Source organism: Bacillus benzoevorans, assembly GCF_014207535.1.
GTDB lineage: Bacteria > Bacillota > Bacilli > Bacillales > Cytobacillaceae > Bacillus_BD > Bacillus_BD benzoevorans.
The window spans coordinates 17,131-38,745 of sequence record NZ_JACHGK010000014.1 but is presented as its reverse complement, the minus strand read 5'-3'; the positions used below and the strand labels follow the sequence as shown (position 1 = coordinate 38,745).

At 41.3% G+C, this 21,615-nt stretch carries 19 protein-coding genes and 1 riboswitch; of the genes, 13 read left to right on the top strand and 6 right to left on the bottom strand.

Annotated features, from left to right (window positions below; translation table 11 throughout):
* Nucleotides 1-158 precede the first annotated feature (158 nt).
* From HNR53_RS17205 to HNR53_RS17160, 10 genes are all read left to right on the top strand, one after another.
* Nucleotides 159-1,448, top strand: a complete 1,290-nt coding sequence (locus tag HNR53_RS17205) for a GntP family permease (RefSeq protein WP_184528284.1) — start codon at nt 159-161, stop codon at nt 1,446-1,448.
* A 384-nt stretch (nt 1,449-1,832) separates the two neighbouring features.
* Nucleotides 1,833-2,987, top strand: coding sequence for an acyl-CoA dehydrogenase family protein (locus HNR53_RS17200; protein ID WP_184528282.1), 1,155 nt, complete (start codon nt 1,833-1,835; stop codon nt 2,985-2,987).
* 162 nt (nt 2,988-3,149) lie between these two features.
* Nucleotides 3,150-3,923, top strand: a complete 774-nt coding sequence (locus tag HNR53_RS17195; RefSeq protein WP_246439647.1) for an electron transfer flavoprotein — start codon at nt 3,150-3,152, stop codon at nt 3,921-3,923.
* Between the two features lie 13 nt (nt 3,924-3,936).
* Entirely contained in the window at nt 3,937-4,842 is a 906-nt protein-coding gene (locus tag HNR53_RS17190; protein WP_184528280.1) for an electron transfer flavoprotein subunit alpha/FixB family protein, read from the top strand.
* Nucleotides 4,843-4,974: 132 nt separating this feature from the next.
* Nucleotides 4,975-6,276, top strand: coding sequence for an FAD-dependent oxidoreductase (locus tag HNR53_RS17185; RefSeq protein ID WP_377802001.1), 1,302 nt, complete (start codon nt 4,975-4,977; stop codon nt 6,274-6,276).
* Nucleotides 6,273-6,560: a ferredoxin family protein gene (locus tag HNR53_RS17180; RefSeq protein WP_184528276.1), complete on the top strand. Its 288-nt coding sequence runs from the start codon at nt 6,273-6,275 to the stop codon at nt 6,558-6,560. Before HNR53_RS17185 ends, HNR53_RS17180 begins: the two co-directional genes overlap by 4 nt.
* 25 nt (nt 6,561-6,585) lie before the next feature.
* The gene (locus HNR53_RS17175; RefSeq protein WP_184528274.1) at nt 6,586-8,163 is read left to right on the top strand and encodes a class I adenylate-forming enzyme family protein; all 1,578 of its coding nucleotides are present in this window, start codon (nt 6,586-6,588) and stop codon (nt 8,161-8,163) included.
* A 724-nt stretch (nt 8,164-8,887) separates the two neighbouring features.
* Complete coding sequence (locus HNR53_RS17170) at nt 8,888-10,054, top strand: acyl-CoA dehydrogenase family protein (protein ID WP_184528272.1); 1,167 nt, start codon at nt 8,888-8,890, stop codon at nt 10,052-10,054.
* A 23-nt stretch (nt 10,055-10,077) separates the two neighbouring features.
* A complete protein-coding gene (locus HNR53_RS17165) occupies nt 10,078-10,863 on the top strand; it encodes an electron transfer flavoprotein subunit beta/FixA family protein (protein WP_184528270.1) in 786 nt (261 codons plus the stop codon).
* A 17-nt stretch (nt 10,864-10,880) separates the two neighbouring features.
* Nucleotides 10,881-11,882, top strand: coding sequence for an electron transfer flavoprotein subunit alpha/FixB family protein (locus tag HNR53_RS17160; protein ID WP_184528268.1), 1,002 nt, complete (start codon nt 10,881-10,883; stop codon nt 11,880-11,882).
* A 204-nt stretch (nt 11,883-12,086) separates the two neighbouring features.
* Here the strand turns inward: HNR53_RS17160 and HNR53_RS17155 are convergent, their stop codons facing one another.
* The 4 genes from HNR53_RS17155 to HNR53_RS17140 form a co-directional block, all read right to left on the bottom strand.
* A complete protein-coding gene (locus tag HNR53_RS17155) occupies nt 12,087-12,971 on the bottom strand; it encodes a cation diffusion facilitator family transporter (protein WP_184528266.1) in 885 nt (294 codons plus the stop codon).
* Between the two features lie 143 nt (nt 12,972-13,114).
* A riboswitch (NiCo riboswitch) is annotated at nt 13,115-13,200 on the bottom strand.
* A gap of 31 nt (nt 13,201-13,231) precedes the next feature.
* On the bottom strand, nt 13,232-14,074 hold the full coding sequence (locus HNR53_RS17150) for an aldo/keto reductase (protein ID WP_184528264.1): 843 nt from the start codon (nt 14,072-14,074) through the stop codon (nt 13,232-13,234).
* 175 nt (nt 14,075-14,249) lie between these two features.
* Nucleotides 14,250-14,414, bottom strand: a complete 165-nt coding sequence (locus tag HNR53_RS17145; RefSeq protein ID WP_184528262.1) for a hypothetical protein — start codon at nt 14,412-14,414, stop codon at nt 14,250-14,252.
* 612 nt (nt 14,415-15,026) lie between these two features.
* Nucleotides 15,027-16,070 (bottom strand): YeiH family protein, encoded by a 1,044-nt coding sequence (locus HNR53_RS17140; protein ID WP_184528260.1) that lies wholly within the window; start codon nt 16,068-16,070, stop codon nt 15,027-15,029.
* A 213-nt stretch (nt 16,071-16,283) separates the two neighbouring features.
* Between HNR53_RS17140 and HNR53_RS17135 the strand changes: the two genes are divergently transcribed.
* Nucleotides 16,284-17,177 (top strand): LysR family transcriptional regulator, encoded by an 894-nt coding sequence (locus HNR53_RS17135; RefSeq protein WP_184528258.1) that lies wholly within the window; start codon nt 16,284-16,286, stop codon nt 17,175-17,177.
* A gap of 458 nt (nt 17,178-17,635) precedes the next feature.
* Nucleotides 17,636-18,436: a GTP-sensing pleiotropic transcriptional regulator CodY gene (locus HNR53_RS17130; protein WP_184528256.1), complete on the top strand. Its 801-nt coding sequence runs from the start codon at nt 17,636-17,638 to the stop codon at nt 18,434-18,436.
* Nucleotides 18,437-18,651: 215 nt separating this feature from the next.
* Here HNR53_RS17130 and HNR53_RS17125 read toward each other — a convergent pair whose 3' ends face one another.
* Together HNR53_RS17125 and HNR53_RS17120 are read right to left on the bottom strand one after the other, a co-directional pair.
* Nucleotides 18,652-20,073 (bottom strand): LysM peptidoglycan-binding domain-containing protein, encoded by a 1,422-nt coding sequence (locus tag HNR53_RS17125; protein WP_184528254.1) that lies wholly within the window; start codon nt 20,071-20,073, stop codon nt 18,652-18,654.
* A 292-nt stretch (nt 20,074-20,365) separates the two neighbouring features.
* The gene (locus HNR53_RS17120; protein ID WP_377802000.1) at nt 20,366-20,965 is read right to left on the bottom strand and encodes a hypothetical protein; all 600 of its coding nucleotides are present in this window, start codon (nt 20,963-20,965) and stop codon (nt 20,366-20,368) included.
* Nucleotides 20,966-21,185: 220 nt separating this feature from the next.
* Here HNR53_RS17120 and HNR53_RS17115 point away from each other — a divergent pair, with 220 nt between their 5' ends.
* Nucleotides 21,186-21,425, top strand: coding sequence for a phage holin (locus HNR53_RS17115; protein WP_184528252.1), 240 nt, complete (start codon nt 21,186-21,188; stop codon nt 21,423-21,425).
* Nucleotides 21,426-21,615 lie beyond the last annotated feature (190 nt).

Here is a 21,615-nt window from a genome sequence, read left to right as displayed (position 1 = left end):
ATTCTTAATTGTTTTGGCTCTGAGGGTTGAGGCACGGTACGGGCAGCCCGAAATGTAATGTTTGTATGATGATTATTGAAAGACAATTTGAAATGAATAGTTACCCCGGAAATTATAATATGTATTGTCAAAACATTGAGAAATCAGGTGAATGATAGATGGTTAGTATTCTTATAGGTTTAGCAGTGCTTGTAGCTTTATCTTATATTGGCTGGTCCATTATTTGGGTAGCGCCGCTGGCAGCAGGTGTGGTAGCGTTGTTGAGCGGATTAGACTTTTTTGATGCATATACAAATACTTATATGACTGGTCTTGTTGGCTTCGTTCAGAAATGGTTTCCGCTGTTCTTATTAGGAGCCATATTCGGTAAATTGATGGAAGCGACCGGTGCTGCTAAATCAATTGCTGTAAAGGTATCCCAATTAATTGGTACGAAGAGAGCCCTTCTTGGCGTTTTGCTCGCTACATCCATCTTAGCTTATGGCGGAGTCAGTGTTTTTGTCATCGTGTTTGCTATTTATCCAATCGCTATTGAATTATTCCGTGAAGCGAATATCTCAAGGAAATTAATTGTTCCTACCATCATGCTTGGACTTGGTACTTATGCAATGGCTTCTATACCTGGATCACCACAGATACACAACCTAATCCCAATGCCATACTTTCATACAACCCCTACAGCTGCGCCTATTATCGGGATTGTGACGGCATTAATTATGGCTGTCGGTGGATATCTTTACTTAGCCTTTAGTCAGAAGAGACTGACTGCTAAAGGAGAGGGATATGTAGAACCGGAATCAAACGGCAAGCCGGCTGAACAAGGTGAAGAAAAAGCAGTTCCAAACTGGATCTTATCTTTTATCCCACTGTTGCTTGTAATTATTTTCCTTAATGTAGTGAAACTAGAAGCTATCTATGCTCTTTTAATCGGGATCGTTGGCAGCATGCTTTTAAATTTAAAGGATTGGAAGCAATTCATTCCCTCTATTAATGGGGGTGGCGCGGGTTCAGTAATGGCTATTTTAAATACTAGTGCCGCTGTTGGTTTTGGTGCTGTTATTGCTGCAGTCCCGGCATTTGCGGATATCACTACTATGTTATTTAATCTTTCTGATAATCCATTGTTTACCGAAGCAATTTCTGTACAAGTTATGTCTATGATCACAGGTTCTGCTGCAGGAGGTATGGGAATTGCCCTTTCTACTTTTGGTGATACGTTTTATCAACTATCCCAAACAACAGGAATTAGTCCAGAAGTTTTCCATAGAATTGCTTCTGTGGCCTCTACTGCGGCCATTCTTCCTAACTGTGGTGCATTATTAACGATGTTGGCGGTAACAAATTCAACGATGAAAGACACGTATAAATATGTATTTGTGATAGGATTACTCATTCCTACAATAGCAACATATGTTGCTGTTCTCATGGGTGCTATTGGAATCAAGTAACATCTTCTAGTATACGTTTAGGGTAATAGATAAGGTAACAAGAAATGAGTTAGTTTTAAGTGATTATTAGAAAAGTGATTCTATTTTGATTCTCTATAACGATTTTATTACTCTTAGGAGATACTTAATTGAATCGAAAACGCTTCTTTTCGTTCAATTAGGTCAAAAGGTGATGCATATTTGTATCTGTGGGACTTCTAAAGTTGGCATACAAGTATTTTTGGATCGAGGCAAAAATCTATCATTTTTCGGCTGAAAACCGTTCTAAATGGCGATGTAAAAGGGATTCTACGGTGTCTAAGGTTGATATAAAAAAGTTGGCACGGTACTTGCAAATATAGTAAGTGTAGAAACAAAAAGAGCTTATTCTAGGAGGGAACATAAATGGATTTTAGCAGAACTGAAGAACAAGAACTATTGATTGAAAGTGCAAGAGAATGGGTCGCAAGGTATCTTCCAGATGATGTATTAAGAAAAGCATACGCTGATCACGGTTTCTCAGATGAAGTATATAAATCCTATTTAGATGCAGGATTTGGATTTATGGGTCTTCCTGAAGATTTAGGCGGAACCGAATGCGATGTTCAAACATTAGTAACTCTTGTAGAAGAAACATGCCGGGCTGCTGGCGGATCTCTTCCATTCTTCCTTAACACCCTTACATTATGGGATATTGTTGAGTTTGGTAACAAAGAACAAGTTAAATTAGTAATGGATATCTATCAGGAAACTGGCCGATGCCCTATTTCTATTGCAATATCTGAGCCAGGAGCAGGTTCTGATAACGGCTCTATGACTTCAACGATTAAGCGCTTAGGCAACGGAAAAGTTGTGATTAACGGTCAAAAAACATGGGTAACAAATGGTGAAATTAACCCTTACGTTCTAGTTATTGCAAAAGAGGAAGATCCATCCCCATCAAATAGAAGTATGACGATGTTCCTTTTATCTAAAGATACACCAGGATTGAAAACAGCTTCATTATCAAAAATTGGTCAAACGAGCGTTCCTTTCTGTGAAATGTACTTTGACAATGTTGAAGTAGACGAAAGCGCTCAAGTTGGTGAAACAGGAAAAGGCTTCACTAACTTAATGAAAAATTTTGAAATCGAGCGTTTATTTGTTGCAGCTCACAGCTTAGGTATGGCGCAGGCTGCGATGGAAGATGCTGCGAAGTATGCAGGGGAAAGAATTGCTTTTGGAAAACCAATTGGAGATTTCCAGCAAATTCAACAAATGCTCACGGATATGGAAATTAAATTACAAACGATGAGACATCTATTATATAGTACAGCTTGGAAAATGGATAATAACATTCCTGTACGTTTAGACAGTGCACTTGTGAAACGCTATGTTTGTAAAACATCTACTGAAGTGGCTTCAGATGCTATGCAAATCTTTGGCGGTCTTGGTTATACGACAGATTCAAGAACAAGCAGATTATGGCAGGATTGCCGTGGGAACCAATATGCTGGTGGTACTGACCAAATTATGGTTCATATTTCTGGTCGTCAAATTATTAAAAAATATGCAAAATAACAAGATACTTTTAGTTTGATCATCATCCAATACTTTGAAAAGTTGCTATTTCATAAACATTCTTTATGAAAGCCCTTCCAGGCATTAAATAGATTACATCTATTTAATGCCTGGATTCCACCATTTTTTTATTAGACTAGTTTACTACTAACTTGAGGTGAAATGATGAATATTATCGCTTGTTTTAAAGTCGTTCCAGATGAACAAGACATTATGGTTAACTCTAACGGTGACATTTCTGTAGACAAGGCAAAGCTTACAATAAGTAACTATGATATAAACAGCATTGAAGCAGGTGCACAGCTTGTGGAAGCAAATGGCGGAAACTTACTGGCATTAAGTGCCGGCGCAGCTAAAATCGATGACTCTAAATTAAAGAAAAATGTGTTATCCCGTGGTCCTGAAAGTTTATACCTTATTGCGGACGACAGCTTAGACAATATGGACACGCATCAAACTGCTCAAGCCTTAAAAGCAGGCATTGAAAAAATTGGCAGTTATGATCTTATTCTTTGCGGCGATGGGTCTTCTGATTTATATGCGCAACAAGTAGGAGCACAATTAGGACAGCTTCTTTCCGTCCCAACTATTAACAGCGTAAGCAAAATCTCTGTTGTTGACGGTAAAGCTATCGTTGAACGTACTTTAGAAGATGAAGTTGAAACCCTGGAAGTACCGCTTCCAGCTGTGCTTTCCGTTACTGCAGACATCAATGAGCCGCGTATTCCAAGTATGAAACAAATTTTATCCGCAGGCAAAAAACCTTCCACTGTTTGGAGTTCAGGTGATGCAGACCTAACTATTCCGGCTCATTCCATTGAGGTTCTAGAAACAAAAGCTCCTAAACAAGTTGAGCGGAAGCAGATTGTGATTGAAGGCGGCTCAGATGACGCGATTCAACAATTTATCGAAAAAATTGCTGTAGAATTACGATAGGTGGGTGAAGATAATGACTATATTAGTATTTGCTGAAAAAACTAGTACTCTTATTGAACTATGTAATGGGGCTCGTCAATTAGGCGATCGTGTAGAAGCCATTGTAATTGGTGAGGCACAAGGCGGCTTTGCTGATAAAGTATGGCATATCCCTGCACAAGCAGATGCCATGTTTGAAGATTATACAGAAACAATTGCTGCACTAGTAGAAAAGGTTAAACCTAGTTTCTTATTAGTAGAGCCTACTAAACGCTGTAAGCTAGTGTCTGGACGTTTGGCTGCGATGCTGGGAGCAAGTGTTATTACAGATGCTTCCGAATTAACAAGTGCTGGAGAAGCCAAACATATGGTTTATGGCGGCGCTGCTGTCCGCAAGGAGAAAGCCGTTACTGCCACTGCGATTGTCACTGTAGGATCTGGTGTCTTTGCTGACTCAGAACCAGTAACGTTAGAGAGCGAAGTAGAAACAGTTGCATTCGTAGCACCTGCTTTCACGATTAAAGTAGTTAGTAAAGAACAGAAACCTAAAACTTCTGCTGATTTAAATAAATCAAAACGCGTTGTGGGAATTGGACGCGGTCTTGCTGCGCAAGAGGACCTTGATATGATTAAGGACTTTGCTGCATCAATCGGTGCGGAAGTAGGCTGTTCCCGTCCAATTGCTGACGGCGAAGGCTGGATGCCGAAGGAACTTTATATTGGGGTAACGGGCTTAATGCTTTCACCGGATATCTATGTTGCACTTGGAATTTCTGGTCAAATTCAGCACGTTGTTGGAATCAACCAGTCTAAAGTAGTGATTGCTGTGAATAAAGATAAAAACGCTCCTATTTTTAAATATGCGGATTATGGCATCGTAGGTGACCTATATAAAGTAGTACCTGCCTTAACAGAACATTTTAATAAAGTACTAGTTTAACAGTCAAATATGTTATTCATTTTATAAGTTACTCATTTTATTAATTGACAGTTTAACAACTAAACGACAGAGAAAAAAGCGGAAAAACTCCATCTGGTTTTTCCGCTTCTTACTAAGGAAGAGACCGAAAGGGTGTTAAAAATGTCGGAGGAAAAATTTGATGCCATCGTTGTTGGCGGAGGGATTGCCGGGACAGTTACGTCCTATTTATTAGCAAAAGAAGGCTTGGAAGTTTTATTAGTCGAACGTGGAAATTACTCAGGCAGTAAAAATATGACCGGCGGCCGGATTTACAGTCATAGTCTGGAAAAGATTATGCCAAACTTTGCCGCTGAAGCTCCAGTGCAACGAAAAATAACACGTGAAAAAATTAGTTTGATGACAGAAGAAAGTAATTTTACCATTGATTTTCAATCTGAAATGCTCGGCGTACAAGGCAGTGACTCCTATTCAGTGCTCCGCGGTGAATTTGACCAATGGATAGCAGAAAAGGCCGAAGAAGCAGGCGTCAGCATTATTAACGGTATCCGTGTGGACGATCTCATTGTCCGTGACGGTAAAGTTTGCGGGGTTGTCGCTGGTGAAGATGAGTTGGAAGCAGATGTTACGATTTTAGCTGATGGTGTTAACTCTCTTTTAGCACAAAAACTAGGCTTCCGCGGGGAATTACAACCGAATCAAGTCGCTGTTGGAGCAAAAGAAGTGATTGAATTGCCGCAAAATGTCATTGAGGATCGGTTCCAATGTAATGGCGAAGAAGGTACTTCTTGGCTGTTTGCGGGGACACCTTCTGGCGGTCGTGTTGGAGGCGGATTTATTTATACCAATAAATCCAGCATTTCGATTGGTGTCGTAAGTACCTTAAGTGAATTAGTCAAAGGAGACATATCTGTCCCACAAATGCTGGAAAACTTTAAAAATCATCCAGCGATTCAACCGCTCGTAAAAGGCGGAAAGTTAATTGAGTATTCCGGACACCTTGTCCCTGAGGCTGGTATCACGATGGTGCCTAAAATTATTGGAAATGGTGTATTGGTCGTAGGGGATGCAGCGGGATTCTGTATTAACCTCGGTTATGCCGTTCGTGGAATGGACTTTGCCGCAGCATCAGCAGAATGTGCAGCGAATGCTGTATTAAAGGCGAAAGAGGCTCAAGACTTCAGTGAACAGTCCCTTAAATCCTATCAAGACTTTTTAGATGCGAGCTTTGTCATGAAGGATTTGAAACACTATAAGAAATTCCCTCATTTCTTAGAAGAAACCCCAAGAATATTTGATGGCTATCCTCGCCTGGCTGCAGACGTAATGGCGCAGATGTTTGTCATGAATGGAGAGCCTGCAAAGCCTCTAATGAAAAATATGATGAAGCATGTGAAGAAGGTTGGCATCATGAACATTGCGAAGGATGCAATGAAAGGAGTCCGTGCACTATGAGTAAAGTTAATGTCGATGAAAAATTGGGTATCGATAAATTTTATGTTGATGAAGAAAATGCTCATATCGTATTAAAATCAGGAAATATTGATATGAAGGAATTCAGAAAGCTGGAGCTGGCATGTCCTGCCGGATTATATAAAGTGGATGAAAAGGGTGATGTTCACTTTGATTATGCAGGATGTGTAGAATGCGGTACTTGCCGTGTACTATGCGGATCAACGATTCTGGAAAAATGGGAATTTCCAGTTGGAACAATGGGAATAGAGTTTCGCTGCGGATAATCCATAATAATCGGGGCGATGTAAGATGTACACAGAAAAATCATTTCGAAATCTAATTGATTACTGGGGGGAACGGTCTCCTGAAAGGGAAGCCATTTTCGATGGGCAGCTGAGAATTACTTATGGGGAGCTTAATAAAGAAGTTCAGCAGCTGTCTTCTGCTCTAACCCTATTAGACATTCAAAAAAATGACAAGGTCTTGATATTACTGCCCAATTGGTATGAATTTATTGCTCTCTATATGGCGATCGCAAAAATAGGAGCTATTGCTGTTCCATGCAATTGCGCATTAAAAGGGAAAGAATTAGAGCAGCGCATTCATATCATTGATCCGAAAGCAGTCTTTGTTTCAAATTCGTCTCAGTTGTCATGGCTCAGAGAAAACTATGAATTCCCCTTAATTGTTACTACCCGTTTTAAAGAAGATGGGTATGATTCATATATAGACTTGCTTCATTTAGGTGACCTGCTGAAAATTGGTGAGAATAGTATTTTTGATCAAGTAGAAATAGATCCTAAAGAAGATTTATATGCCATTCTGTTTACATCAGGCTCAACAGGTCATCCGAAAGGCGTTCAAGTGACACCGCATAATCTGTTTCAGTCAGCAAAAAGTATTGGATTCCGGATCAATTGTTCAAGTCAAGATACAGTGCTGGTTCCCCTGCCATGTGGTCATACCTTTGGTTTGTTGGCAGGGGTGTTAATGCCGCTTTTTTTTGGTGCAAAGATTGTTTTAATGGAGAAACATCGGCCGATAGAGACCTTGGATTTAATTGGGCAGGAAAAAGTAACTGTCCATTTAGGCGTACCTACTATGTTTATTCGTGAGCTTGAACATTTTAGAAATGATAAGAGGAATATATCCTCCCTTAGGACAGGGATCGTTGCAGGAGCGCCCTGCCCTGAAACCATCATGAGACAAATATACTCTGAGTTTAACGTTGAACTTATGAATCTTTATGGTTCTTCAGAAGCAATGGGTATTTCAATGACTGGTTTATATGATTCGATGGATCGCCGTTTTCAAACATCCGGCCGTATCTTCGAAGGAGTAGAGTTGAAAGTAATTAATGAGGAAGGTTCATCTGCCGGTCAGGGATTAGTGGGCGAATTGGCTGTAAAAGGTGAAGGCTTAATGAAGGGCTACTATCAAATGCCTCGGGAAACAGCAGAAGTCATTGATGAAGACGGCTGGTTTCATACAGGTGATTTGGTAACCGTTGATTCATTAGGTTACATCAAAATTGTAGGAAGAAAAAAAGACCTCATTATTCGTGGCGGCAATAATATTGTCCCTGCAGAAGTGGAATGTATTTATTTCTCTCACCCTTCAGTTGTAGAAGTCTATGTTTTTGGAATTCCAGATAACATACTAGGTGAACGGACTTATGCCTGCATCACCTTAAAAGAGAATTGTAAAGAAACAGAAACTACATTAAAAGAATACGCTATTGGCAAAATAGCTAAATATAAAATTCCCGATCATATTGTTCTCCTGCAGGAGATGCCCAGACTCGCTAATGGGAAAATAAATAAAAAGTCTTTAGTGGACTATTGTATAAAGGGACAAGGGCGAGGTACACAGTTTCGCCTCGCTTAGCGTTAACAAGTTTGTAATAGTAAATAAATATTTACATTTAAATATACAATGATACAAACCTATATAACTGATTTCGTTATGTATCAATAAAGGCGATTAAACCGAGTTTAATCATCTTAGGTGATACACATTTGCATCACAATAGGTCCTGTTGAGTAAGAAGTGATACATATTCGTATCTGTGAACACTTGCTATGGGCCATTGTTTGGTGAATAAAGGCCTTTTATCAATCAAAACGTATTGGCATAACTTATTTTAGGTACAAATAATGAATGGCATCTGGAAAATTAAGAAATTTAAAGTTGGCACGATACTTGCATTTTTACTAAATAAAAGGCTGTGTTAAAGGTCAATGTTGATTTTGGAGGACTTTGTTGATTGGAGTGGAAGGCACGAAGACTCCTCCGAAAATGCTAGCGCATTTTCATCGTGCGTGGGCGGATTCGAGGAAGCTTATTCAATGTCCTGCGGGAACAGCGAGACAGACGAGACCCCGCAGGCACGAAGTGGCGAGGAGGCTCAGGCGTAGATGAGCGGAAAGCGAAGTGCTTGGAACGGAAATCAACAACCAAGTTTAACAGAGCCAAATATAAAGTAATAGGTGGGAATAATGAATGTAGAATGTAACTCATTTTACTCCCCCTTGAAATCATATGTGAATTATTTAACAAACAATTTAACAGGCTAAAAAATTATTTCTTTAAAAGATATGGAGGTTCTATCATGATTAGTTCATATGAATATTATCACATCACGGAAGAACAAGAACTAATGGTTGAAAGTGTTCGCGAATGGTGCGAACGAAATTTCACAGAAGAAGATGTAAAAGAATGGTGTAAAAATCATCGTGTGCCCGATTGGATTTATAAATCTTGGACAGAAGCCGGTTTCGGACTTTTAGGATTACCAGAAGAAGCGGGCGGAATCACTTCAGATAGCATGACCCAAGTCTTAGTCCTGGAAGAATTACAACGATGTGCAGGAGTTCAGATGCCATTTTTAATCTCCATGCAATGTATGAATGATTTAACTCATTTTGGGACGAAAGAACAAACAGAAGAAATTGTGCAAAAATATAGGACGACCGGTAAAGCCAATATCGTTCTGGCTTTATCCGAGCCAAACGCTGGATCAGACAGTCAAGGAATGAGCACTGTTGTAAAACAAGTTGGTGATAAGTTCATTTTAAACGGAAATAAATGCTGGATCTCCAATGGGACAGATGCGGAATACTGCATTATCGTTGCGAAAGATGATGACCCATCTAGAACGAATAAGAACCACTCTCTATGGTTAATTCCTATGAGCTTACCGGGTATTGATATTGTTCCAGCTGAAAAAATTGGTACAGATTTAATTCCATTCTGTGACTACTATTTTACCGATGTTGAGTTGAAAGAAGAATATCGTTTAGGAGAAAAGGGTAAAGGTTTCTACTATTTAATGAAAAACTTTGAATCTGAACGATTAAATGTATGTGCCAATAATTTGGGATTAGCACAAGCTGCGATGGATGATGCGGCTGCATATGTTTCACAACGAACAACATTCGGTAAAGAAATTAAAAACTATCAATTGATCCAAGAAAAATTAGTGCGCATGGAAATTAAACTGCAGAATTTGCGCAGCCTTTTATATAAAACGGCTTGGGAAAATGATAATCGCATGGATGTTAAATTAAGTACCGCCTTATTGAAGTATTACAGTAATGAGGCAACAACTGAAATTACAGATGATGCTTTACAAATTTTCGGCGGGATCGGATATACAAAAGATACACGTGTTGGCCGTCTCTGGGTTGATGCACGCGGTATGGCAATCGGCGGCGGTACTTCAGAAATCATGGTACACATTGCCGGCCGAATTTTACCAAAACTTTACCAAAAATAATAAGCAGCAGGAGGAGTAACCATATGAAAATTGTTGTGTGTATTAAACAAGTGCCAGATACAGTAGACGTTAAAATAAATCCAAAAACCAATAATATCGATCGTGATGGAGTCAAGAGTGTCATTAACCCCTTTGATTTGAATGCCATTGAAGAAGCATTGAGATTAAAAGAAACATATGGCGGCGAAGTAGCAGTTGTGACCATGGGGCCGCCTCAAGGAAGAAAAGCATTAAAGAAAGCTTTAGCGATGGGCTGTGACCATGGATATCTAATCAGTGACCGGGCATTAGGCGGTGCTGACACCTTAGCAACTGGTTATCCATTAGCAAAAGCAATTGAAAAGATTGGAAACGTCGATTTAATTTTCTGCGGACGTCAAGCAGTCGATGCCGATACAGGGCAAACAGGACCAATTGTTGCCGAGTTTCTAGATATTCCGCAGGTTACATTTGCAAGCGAGATTAAAATGGACGGAGATCACGCAATTGTGACTCGTTTATTGGAAAGAAGTACACAAAAAGTAAAGGTTAAATTACCTGCATTGATTACAACAACAAAAGAATTGAATGAACCTCGTTTTGCCACGGCTATGTCCATTATGCAATCAGCGAAAAAAGAAATTACTGTATGGAACAGCCAGGATATTGAATGTGATCCAAACCGTATTGGATTGAAGGGATCTCCAAGCAGGGTACTTTCCATTTTCCCTCCTCAACATAAGACAGGAAATACGGTGTATCTTGAAGGATCTACTGAAGAAATCGCTCAACAAATTATGAATGTATTAGAAGAACATAAGGCTATCTAAGAGAAGGAGGAAAAAACATGAAGGCTCAAGGAATTTGGATTTTTGCCGAACAAAGCAATGGGGTTCAAGAACAGTCAACCTATGAATTATTAGGAAAAGCGCTTGAATTAAAAGAACAATTACATGAAGAAATTACAGCTGTATTATTAGGCTATCAAATAAAAGGATTAACGGAAAAGTTAATTCAGCATGGTGCAGATAAAGTCATTGTCGTTGATCATCCTGTATTAGCACACTATAATCCTCGTCCATATGCAAAAGTATTAGAAGTATTATGCAGGAAGTATGAACCATCCATCTTTTTATTTGCTGCGACGTCCTTTGGTCGTGATTTGGCCCCAAGAGCCATGACCAAATTAGGAACAGGGTTAACGGCAGATTGTTTAGATTTAGAAGTAAATGAAGATGGCATTTTAGAACAAATTAAACCGTCATTTGGCGGAAATATTATGTGTAAAATTATCATCCCGGAAGCACGCCCGCAAATGGTCACTGTACGCCCTAATATTTTCCCGGTATTATTACCGAATATCAACCGCAGAGGGGAAATCATTTTAGAAGCAATTACAGTTGAGGATGACTTTAATTATGAAGTAATTGAAGAACAACCATTGGTAGAGGATACATTAACATTAGAAAATGCGGATTTCATTGTTTCTATTGGCCGTGGTATCGGAAAAAAAGATCATGTAGATATAGCGCAAAAGCTTGCAGATGCAGCTGGGGCTAAATTGGCTGTTACTCGTCCATTAGTTGATAATGGCTGGTTCACTCCATTTGATCAAATTGGTCAAAGTGGAAAGACCGTTAAGCCAAACGCTATCTTAAACCTAGGTATTTCCGGTGCTGTCCATTATACAGTGGGAATGCAAAACTCTGGATTAATTATTTCCGTTAATAATAATAAGGACAATGCATTATTCAGGATGTCTGATTATGCAGCCGTTGCCGATATTAAGGCACTATTGCCTGAATTAATGAAACAATTGCAGAATAAGAAAGTTCCTGTACTTGTATAATCGCTAAGAGAAAAACCCCTTTTATCTCCGAAATTAACACACTCTCATCTTACTGGCGGCATGATGTAATAGGTGCCCACAACCCTTGAAGGATAAGGGCTTCTAAAGTAAGATGAGAGTGAAATGCTAACATTTTTTTTGCATGAAGATTCTCGAACGATCCCTTATCTAATACCTTCGATCCCCGCCTCAAATCTTTCAGAACTAATCTTCAAGATTTGTATCGCTGTAAGGTTCCACGTGGACCAAAACCTCCGCATTCGGGTTTATTTTTTCTTTAATTTCTTCCTCGATAGCATGCACTAGTGCATGCGCTTCTTCGGTCGTCATAAGCGGATCGATTAAAATATGCAAATCAATAAAGAAGGCGTGGTGGCTGCCTCTGCTTCTAATATTGTGCGCATCCTTCACCTGTTTAAAGGACATAGCAAGCTCCCTGATTTCTTCCGTATCAGCAACGGAGCGGTCTACCAGAACATCGCTGTTTTCGCGGAAAATTCCATAGGCCGCGTGGATGATAAATCCGGATACAATAAGAGAAGCAATCGGGTCGATGAGCGCTGGCAGGCCAAGTTTAATCCCAACCAGTGTAGCAAGCACTCCGATCGAAACATAAATATCACTTCTTGTGTGCATCGAGTCGGAAATCAAAATGGGACTGTTCAATTCCTTCCCTTTTTTATACTCCGTAACGGTCACAAATATATTAACCGCTAATGTAACAAGCATGGCGACAAGACTGGAAAGGGAAATATCCAGCTCAACCGGTTGTTGAAAGCGGCCGATCGCATCGTAAATAACTTTTCCGCCTACAAAAAACAGCATTCCTGAAATGAATAGACCGGCTAGTGTCTCAAATTTGTTGTGACCGTATGGATGGTCTAAATCCTTTGGTTTCATCGCTAAACGGATCCCAATCAAGCCCACAACATTCGACATTCCATCGGAAAGCGAATGGAAACCATCTGCTGTCATACTCGCACTGTTAATCAACGAGCCAACCACGATCTTTAATGCAGCTACAGCCAAATTAGCCAGCAAAATAACAAACAGCACCAGCTGCACCCTTCGAAAAACATCAGTTGTCATAAAACTTAATCAATCCTCCATTATCACAAGGATGCCCCGAAATTTATAAAATGGGGCGGGTTGTGATTTTTTATAAAGCCTTTGTTTCCTGCCTCATTATATGTTTCTTTTCGCTTGAAAAATAAAAAAACCATGGAACCCAATTGTGTCCCATGGATGTTATTTCCACTGTCTTTAAAAGACCCGGCCTCATGTACGATATGGTACACAGCCTGTTCAATTTCAATATCTTACTAGAGGGTCTTTTGTTTGTCAAGCCATTAAAATTCCTCATAAAATGCCGGATCTTGGTTAGCGATTCTGCCTTCAGGGAAAGAAAGTCCTGAAATGATGCTCATATCTGCTTCATCCAGTGAGAAGTCAAATAATGAGATATTATCAAGCTGACGCACGGCTGCTGCTGATTTTGGAATCGAAACAGCGCCAAGCTGATAATGCCAGCGTAAAACGACCTGGACAATCGTTTTGTTGTGCTTCTCGGCAATTTGCTGCAGTTCAGGCAGCTGGATTTCGCGGATGCCGCGGGTTAACGGACTCCAGGATTCTGTGATAATTCCTTTCTCCGCGTGATAGTTTCTTTGCTCTTCCTGGTTAAAGAAAGGATGCAATTCAATTTGGTTCACGCTGGGAAGGACACCGGTTTCTTTTTCTAAGCGATCGATATGCTCAGGCAGGAAGTTGCACACGCCGATGGAACGGATCAAGCCCCATTTCTTCGCATCAATTAAGGCCTGCCACGCTTCCACATAGTTATCCTGGCTCGGGTTTGGCCAATGAATCAGATAGAGATCGTAGTAGTCTAGACCGGCGCGGTATAAAGATTCCTGGATCGTCGAAACCGCTTTATCATATTCCTGATAGCGGCCAGGAAGCTTCGATGTAATTCTTAATTGCTCCCGCGGAACGGAAGTGCGGCGCACGGCTTCACCGATTGTCCCCTCATTTTCATAGTTGTAAGCGGCATCAATTAGGCGGTAACCTAAATCCAGCGCGCTTAATAAAGAATTGACTCCTGTATTTCCTCTGATTAAATATGTACCTAAACCAACAACCGGCAGCGTCATGCCATCATTCAATGTGACCTCTGGAATAACATTTCCCATCCTATTCACTCCTTTTGCTATAATTATAAAATTATTCAGATTTCTCGTCTAGCTTTAAGACCTTTGACAGGAAATTCCTCGGAATTTGTCGAGCCATTATTCTTGCTAAAAATAAAAAACCCGCTTCATCGATGTGGAAGCGAGTTTCCTTTATTTCTTATTTTTTTGAAAGCCCTTACAATTGTGAAGGCGCAGCTACAATGTCAAATCCTTCGGCAGAGTAGATTTCCTGCATCTGACGAATACGTTCGTCAATCTCTGACTCAGGGATGCCTTTATCGCAAACCGATGACATGTCATGTTCATAATTCACAAACCATAAATCATATAATTTTTCCATACAATCCACTCCTTATATGAATGTTGTCTAAACTTTTACAAAATAGAGGTCAATAGGTGGTTCTCATGGCTTTATCAATATGGTATTTCCTTGTGTATTATCTTATTCATGAACCGAGTAAAAGATTCTTCGGAATCATTTTGGCCTAATAAAATAGTTCTATACCGGCTTCGAAAAATCCTTTTTTTTATTTAAATATTTTTTTGGACAAGAGGTTTAGGAAAGTATGTGAAATTGCTGCATAAAAAACGCTATTGTATTAAAATTTATTTATATAATAGAAAAAAGGGTGCTGTAAAATCATCGGATTGGCTTTACAGCACTTTTTTTGTTTATGGCTCTGTTAAACTTGGTTGTTGATTTCCGTTCCAGGCACTTCGCTTTCCGCTCATCTACGCCTGAGCCTCCTCGCCACTTCGTGCCTGCGGGGTCTCGTCTGTCTCGCTGTTCCCGCAGGACATTGAATAAGCTTCCTCGAATCCACCCACGCACGATGAAAATGCGCTAGCATTTTCGGAGGAGTCTTCGTGCCTTCCACTCCAATCAACAAAGTCCTCCAAAATCAACATTGACCTTTAACACAGCTTTGTTTATAAAAGTCTGTCCCGGTGTTTATGCGAGAAAAAACGCAACTGCCGATAGGAGCACGGAAGTAATAGCCATCGCGATGAGCGGGCGGGCCGCTTTTGTCCGCAGGCTTGAAAGGCTGACGTTTAAACCAAGTCCGACCATGGCTGACGTTAAGAGAAAGGCGGTTAAGGAAGAGATTCCATCTGACACGCTTTCCGAAACGGGAATCGCGTCTCCAAGAACATAACTGCCAAACAAACTCATGGCGATAAACCCGATTAGGAACCATGGAAATTCAATTTTGGCACTTTCCGTCGCAGTCGTTTCCTTCCTTTTCATCCAATAAACAAGAAACAAACAGAGCGGTACGAGCAGCAATACCCGGCCTAGCTTGGCCAGAAGCGCGAAAGTCAAGCCGTCAGGACCGGCGGCTGCACCGGCTAATGCGGCATGGGCGAGTTCATGAAGGCTTAAACCGCTCCAGATTCCGTACTCACTCGCCGATAATGGCAGAAGCGGCTGCAGAATGGTATAGATAATGGAAAAAATCGTACCGACAAGCGCGATAATTCCGACTCCTAGTGCTGTATCCTCTTCTTTCGCCTTTAAAATGGGGGAAACCGCGGCAATCGCAGCAGCACCGCAGACCCCTGTACCGACGCCGAGAAGCAAAGTCAGAGAGGCGTCTGCTTTTAATTTTTTCCCAAGCCATAAGGTGGTCAGGATAGCAAAGGTAATAACAATCATATCCCGCATTAAGAGCCCCAGGCCTTGGCTCAGGATCACATTCATATTCAATTTCAATCCATACAAAATGATGGCACAGCGCAGGAGTGCTTTCGATGAAAATTGAATTCCTGCCCTTAAGCTTTCAGGATAGCCGACGAATTGGCGGTAAAGAATAGCTAGGATGATGGCGCTGGCCATCGGTCCGATTTTGTCCAGAACGGGCATTTTCGCCAGCATGAAGCCGATGACCGCAATGAGAAAAGTAAAGGCGACACCCGATACCCATAAACCACGCGAAGAAATCAGTTTTTTGTGCTGTTCTTTTTCTATTAAAACATTGACATGTTGCATTTCCATATAATCATCTCATTTTCTTTTGATACATAAAGCATATCGTGGTATGGTGTATAAGTGAAATAAGTATATTTGATAGTTATGATAAGTAAATGGTTATAATAAAGTGAATAAATGGAATATGGAGGAAAAGGGAATAGACCAAATAGATAGTGTAATGGGAAATATTAGGGAAACGGGAGAACCGTCCCCCTGTTTCAAAGGGAGTGTTTCACTATGGATCAGTATTTAAATGTGTTTGTGAAGGTTGTGGAGAAGGAGAATTTTTCGAAGGTGGCATCTGAACTGCATATGACGCAGCCGGCGGTGAGTCAGTATATTAAGGCGCTGGAGGAAACGGTGGGGACGCGGCTCTTAGAGAGGAGCAATAAGTTCGTGCGGATGAATAAGGCGGGGGAGATTGTCTATCATCATGCAAAAGAAATCTTGGCGCTGTATGCGAAGATGCAGAGTTCGCTGGATGATCTGACGAATCAGAGGTCAGGGCCGATTTCGATTGGCGCGAGCTATACGTTTGGCGAGTACATTTTGCCGAAGATTATCGTACAGTTGAAAAGGCAGTTTCCGGAGATTCATCCGACGATCACGATTCACAATACAAAGGATATTTGCGAGCTGGTGGCGACACACCAGCTGGATGTGGGTATCATTGAAGGTCCGTGTCATGACAAGAAGCTGAATATCGAGCGTATTTCAGAGGATCATATGTTTATTGTCGCGTCGCCGCAGCATCCTTTTGTGAAAAAGGAGAAGATTTGGTTCTCTGACTTGAAGGAAGAGACATGGATTTTGCGGGAAAAAGGCTCCGGTACGAGGCAGGCGGCTGATAATCTATTTGAACTGTATGGATTTACTCCGCAGAATATTCTTGAGTTCGGCAGCACACAGCTGATCAAGGAATCGGTTGAGGCCGGCCTCGGGATTTCGCTGCTGTCGAGCCGGGCGATTGAAAAAGAGAGGCTGAACGGCTATATCGATATCATTCCGGTAATCGAGCTGCCGTTTAAGCGCAGTTTCTCGATTGTGACCCAAACGATTTACCAGACGAAGGTGCTGGAGACATTTATTGCTTTGGTGAAAACAGCAGTGCAACCGGCGAATACGCATTGATAAAAATAGCCGTAAAACTGCGTTGGCACGCCCCGTGAAGCAGGTCAGCATTCACGCTTCTTGGACACAGCAAAAAGGTGAAGTGCGTTTCAATCGCGCTTCACCTTTTTCAGTCCTGTAACGGAAATAAAAGGAAGATGTCTATAGTATTAAGTTTCTGTGAAAACGTCGAAAACTGTCGTGGGCTGTAATATAATCATTATAAAGATAATTATTACTAGTAAAAAAAGATTGTCAGGGGTATTCCCCGCCTATTGCAACGGGAGAGAGTAGTTTGCTGCACATGCAAAATGAATCTTGCCGAGGAGGTCGGGGCTAGTTTTTAAAATGGGGAAAGTATACCTGCCTATGTATACTTGTATCCTAAGGCTTGCCGAATTTGCAATATGCCAATGGAATGGAACTGTATCTCCGCTTCTCAATTGTCAGTGTATTCATAAATTATTGGAGGCAGCATCATGAATTTGTTAGCGAAAGCAAGAAACATAAATGATTTAATAAAGAAAAATATCAATCACCAGGATATTTTTATAGAAATGTCAGAGTTATTAAGTGAACTTACTCAGTCCAATGTTTATATGATAAGCAGCCAGGATACGCTGCTGGGATATAATATAAAGCAGCCTATTGCCCATGATTGGATGCAGCAAGGGCTGGAAAACCATCCTTCACCGGAAACATCCGTTCATCATCTATTCAGTTTGCACGAAGTCTTTGCGGGTCAGAATTCAAACAGAGAAGATTTAACCATCCCCGTGAATGATAAAGATTTATTTGAAAGAAGTAAATTGACAGCAGTTGTTTCGATTATCGGCGGAAGAGAGTGCTTTGGGACGATTGTCATGAACAGGCTTCATGAACCTTTTTGTGAGGATGATATAGTCCTTGCAGAGTATGTTGCAACCCTATTAGGTCTCAAATTGCGCCGCCGTAAAGCCAAAGGGCAGGAAAAGGAAGCCCGCAGCATGATGAAAGCACAAAAGGTTATTCATACGCTCACACACAGTGAATTAGCGGCAGTTGGAATTGTCCTCCAAGAATTGAATGGAAAGGCAGGTCTGATTGTTACTTCTAAAGTGGCGAAAAAATACAGTATTTCCCGCTCCATTCTGATCGTAGCACTGCGCAAACTAAAAACAGCGGGCATCATCGAATCCCACTCCCTTGGAGTCAAAGGAACCTACATCAAAATCCTTAACGAAAAAATCCTCGAAGCAGTCACTGTGACTCATCGAGATTTATCGAATGAATATGCCTGACTTTTCGTAGAGGATACAAGACTACGAGGTGAAACCAGCAGGGATGAAGGGGTTTATCCCAAACGAAAAAACAGAAAGGAAGCAGCAGCCGATACTTTGCGAGGCTGCTGCTTCCTTTGCTTATAGGTGCTGTAAAATCTTATTGTTGAACAGTATACTGCCTCATGTGTATGGGCTCACTACGTTCCTTTAATATCTTCCTATTAAGTTCCGCCTTAATGAATGGCGGCAAGAAACATCTCCTGCCCCCGTTTTCCCTTTAGTGTAAGAAGCAGTTTTTCTCCTTTGTGTTCGATTAATTCATTTAATAGCACACCTGATGCCTCGGCAGAATGTACGCTGCCATCAACTGTGCTAAATAGAAACTTTCCCCGAGAGTCTGCGTCTATGATGTGGGCATCCACTTCTATGTGGTTCACTTCAGACGCCGTTACAGCCGGAATATTGAGGGGCTGACCGATTTGCAGCTTTCCAGGGTCAACCGCCGGATTCATTTCCTGAATCGAAGAAACAGACACACCCAGGGTTTTGCTGATTTTATATAGCGTATCTCCGGACTTAACCGCATACTTAGTAGTTTCGCTTATTTGCTCAGCCTTATCCATTGCTTGAGGTTTAGCAGCAGTGCTTGAAAGATTGATGGACTGTCCCACTTTCAGTTTCGCAGGTTCGACCCCTGGATTTAGCTCTTGAATGGAAGCGACAGTAACGCCCAATTCCTTACTGATTTTGTAAAAAGTATCCCCGGGTTGTATCACATAAACAGACTGGCTAATCGTTGCAATCGATTCCTTTTTCGCCGGATTGCTGCCAGCTGCGTTTGGAACTTGAATAGATTGCCCCACTTTCAGTTTAGAAGGCTCCACCCCCGGATTCAGGTTTTGAATGGAAGAAATGGAAACTCCGAGGGCTTGGCTGATTTTGTAAAAAGTATCCCCGGGCTTAATCGTATAAACAGCAGAACTGCTTGCGGCAATAATGTTTTTCTCCGCATTTTTGCTCAGATAATCAGCACTCACATAACGGATTCGCCCTTCCATCATGATGGCCGCCCAGCCGTTTTCGATGAAGGAAACCTTCACGACCTGACCCTTTTTTAAAAATCCAACAACACTGCCTTGAACAGTTGGCTGCGAACGGATATTTAAAGTATCAGCGCTAACAGACATATCTTCCACCTTTGGCAGGAGAAGCTTTTGCCCGCTGTTTAAAGTTGAGATTCCATTAGCAGCATAGATTTCATGTGCCGTCACTCCATGTGCTTGTGCAATCGTATCCACTTTTTCTCCGGCTTTCACTTGATAGGTATATTCAGGCACAATGGCTGCACTCGGATGGAGAGCCGAAATGCCAAGCACAATCGTAAAGATCCCAGTCATTACCAGTTTTTTGATTGGATTGTGCTGAATCAGGCGATTTACCTGAGAAACATATGTATTCCAATGTGCTTTGATATCTTTTAGAAATCCTGTTACATCTATTACATTGCGTATATCGAAAAAAGGCGTACCTTTAAAATAGTCGTGTTTTTCCATTCTGGATGTAAAAACCGGCGTGTTATTCTTTTTCTTATTTTTCCCGTAGGTTTCTTTTCTGCTTAATGTGAATTCCCTATATAAAGCCTTTTCAAAAGTCATGAAAACATTCACCTATTCTTTCCTTGATGTTAAAAGTTCAGTTCATAGACTCCTTGCCATCCCCGCCCGATGCAGGGTATGGAAAATCATCCCTCCATTTCATAAATTCGGATAGCTGTGTCGTTTTATGTCCGTAATGTTCAAAAAAAGGTGCAGATACCTCGAAATTTGTCGAATAAAAGGTTTTCTGTGGATTTCTCTGTAATCATCTGGGGGAATGCTTGAAAATAAATAAACAAACAGCTGCGATATCCCGTAAAATGGGTTTCGCAGCCGTCTTATTTTTTGCCAATTATACACAAGTGAACGATTGGATTTGGTTCAGGCTTATGCCAAAATACATCCATCTAAATCCAGTCCAGCGCCAGCCTGCAACAGAGTTGCGTCCGAGGAAGACTGGGTAAAACCAAAATTGCTGTCGATTTCTTAACCAGATATAGGTATATCTGAATAAACATCTGCGGATACTGCCGGGATCAACGGCAAATGCACTTGCCTGCATCGTTTGAGTCGGTACATAAGAAGGCGGTGGTGCAGTTGGCGGCCCGGACATCGAACCTTGCCCCGGCGCTCCCATTGAAGGCTGCCCTCCAGGAAATCCCTGCCCTGGTGCTCCCATTGAAGGCTGCCCTCCAGGAAATCCTTGCCCTGGCGCTCCCATTGGAGGCTGTGATCCAGGAAAACCCTGTCCCGGCGCTCCCATTGGAGGCTGTGATCCAGGAAATCCCTGTCCAGGCATTCCCATTGGAGGCTGTCCTCCAGGACCAAATTGTCTTTCATATTCATAATAGGATGGATCGTAAAAATTCTCTTGCTGATATGGTGAAGGAGACAAATAAGCCTCCTGCTCAGATTGGTAGTTGTACCAATCATCTTCATAACGTGGGTACACAGGGAACACACTCCTTTTCTATTTAAAGCTACACCATCCTATTCACGGGACAAATTCACCGTGACGACATGAAATGATTAGTGCTCTATATGAAAAAGCTCTGTAGTTGATGATGGTCTACAGAGCTTTTTCCTGTTGAACGGCAGTTCCTTTTTTAGGGCTTGTTCTAAACCAGCCCATCAGTGAATAGATACAGAAATGAAAGGGGAGAACGTAATTAATGGATAAAGGCACGAAGATCCGCACAATTGTATTGGCGGTTGCTCTGCTCAATCAGTTTTTAACGGCCTTTGGTTTTTCGACTATACCTGGGACATCTGAAGAGCAGTATCTCTTTATTTCAACAGTGTTTACAGCTGTAACATCGATTACAGCTTGGTTTAAAAATAACTACGTCACCGCGAAAGGCGTGAAGCAAAAAGAAGTATTGCAGAAACATGGATTAACAAAGGTCAAATAAACCGTCCGCCGGCTCGGGCGGTTTTCTTGTATCCATTAGCTTCCGGATGAAAGACAAAATCTAAGGTGCCAGAAGCAAAAATGTCCTTCACCCCACGCCCCCATCGGACCGCTCCGAAAAAACCCCTTAACTTCACTAAATTTACAGAGCTTCCCGAACGAGAAAGCCCACTGCTTCAGCTGTAGGATGA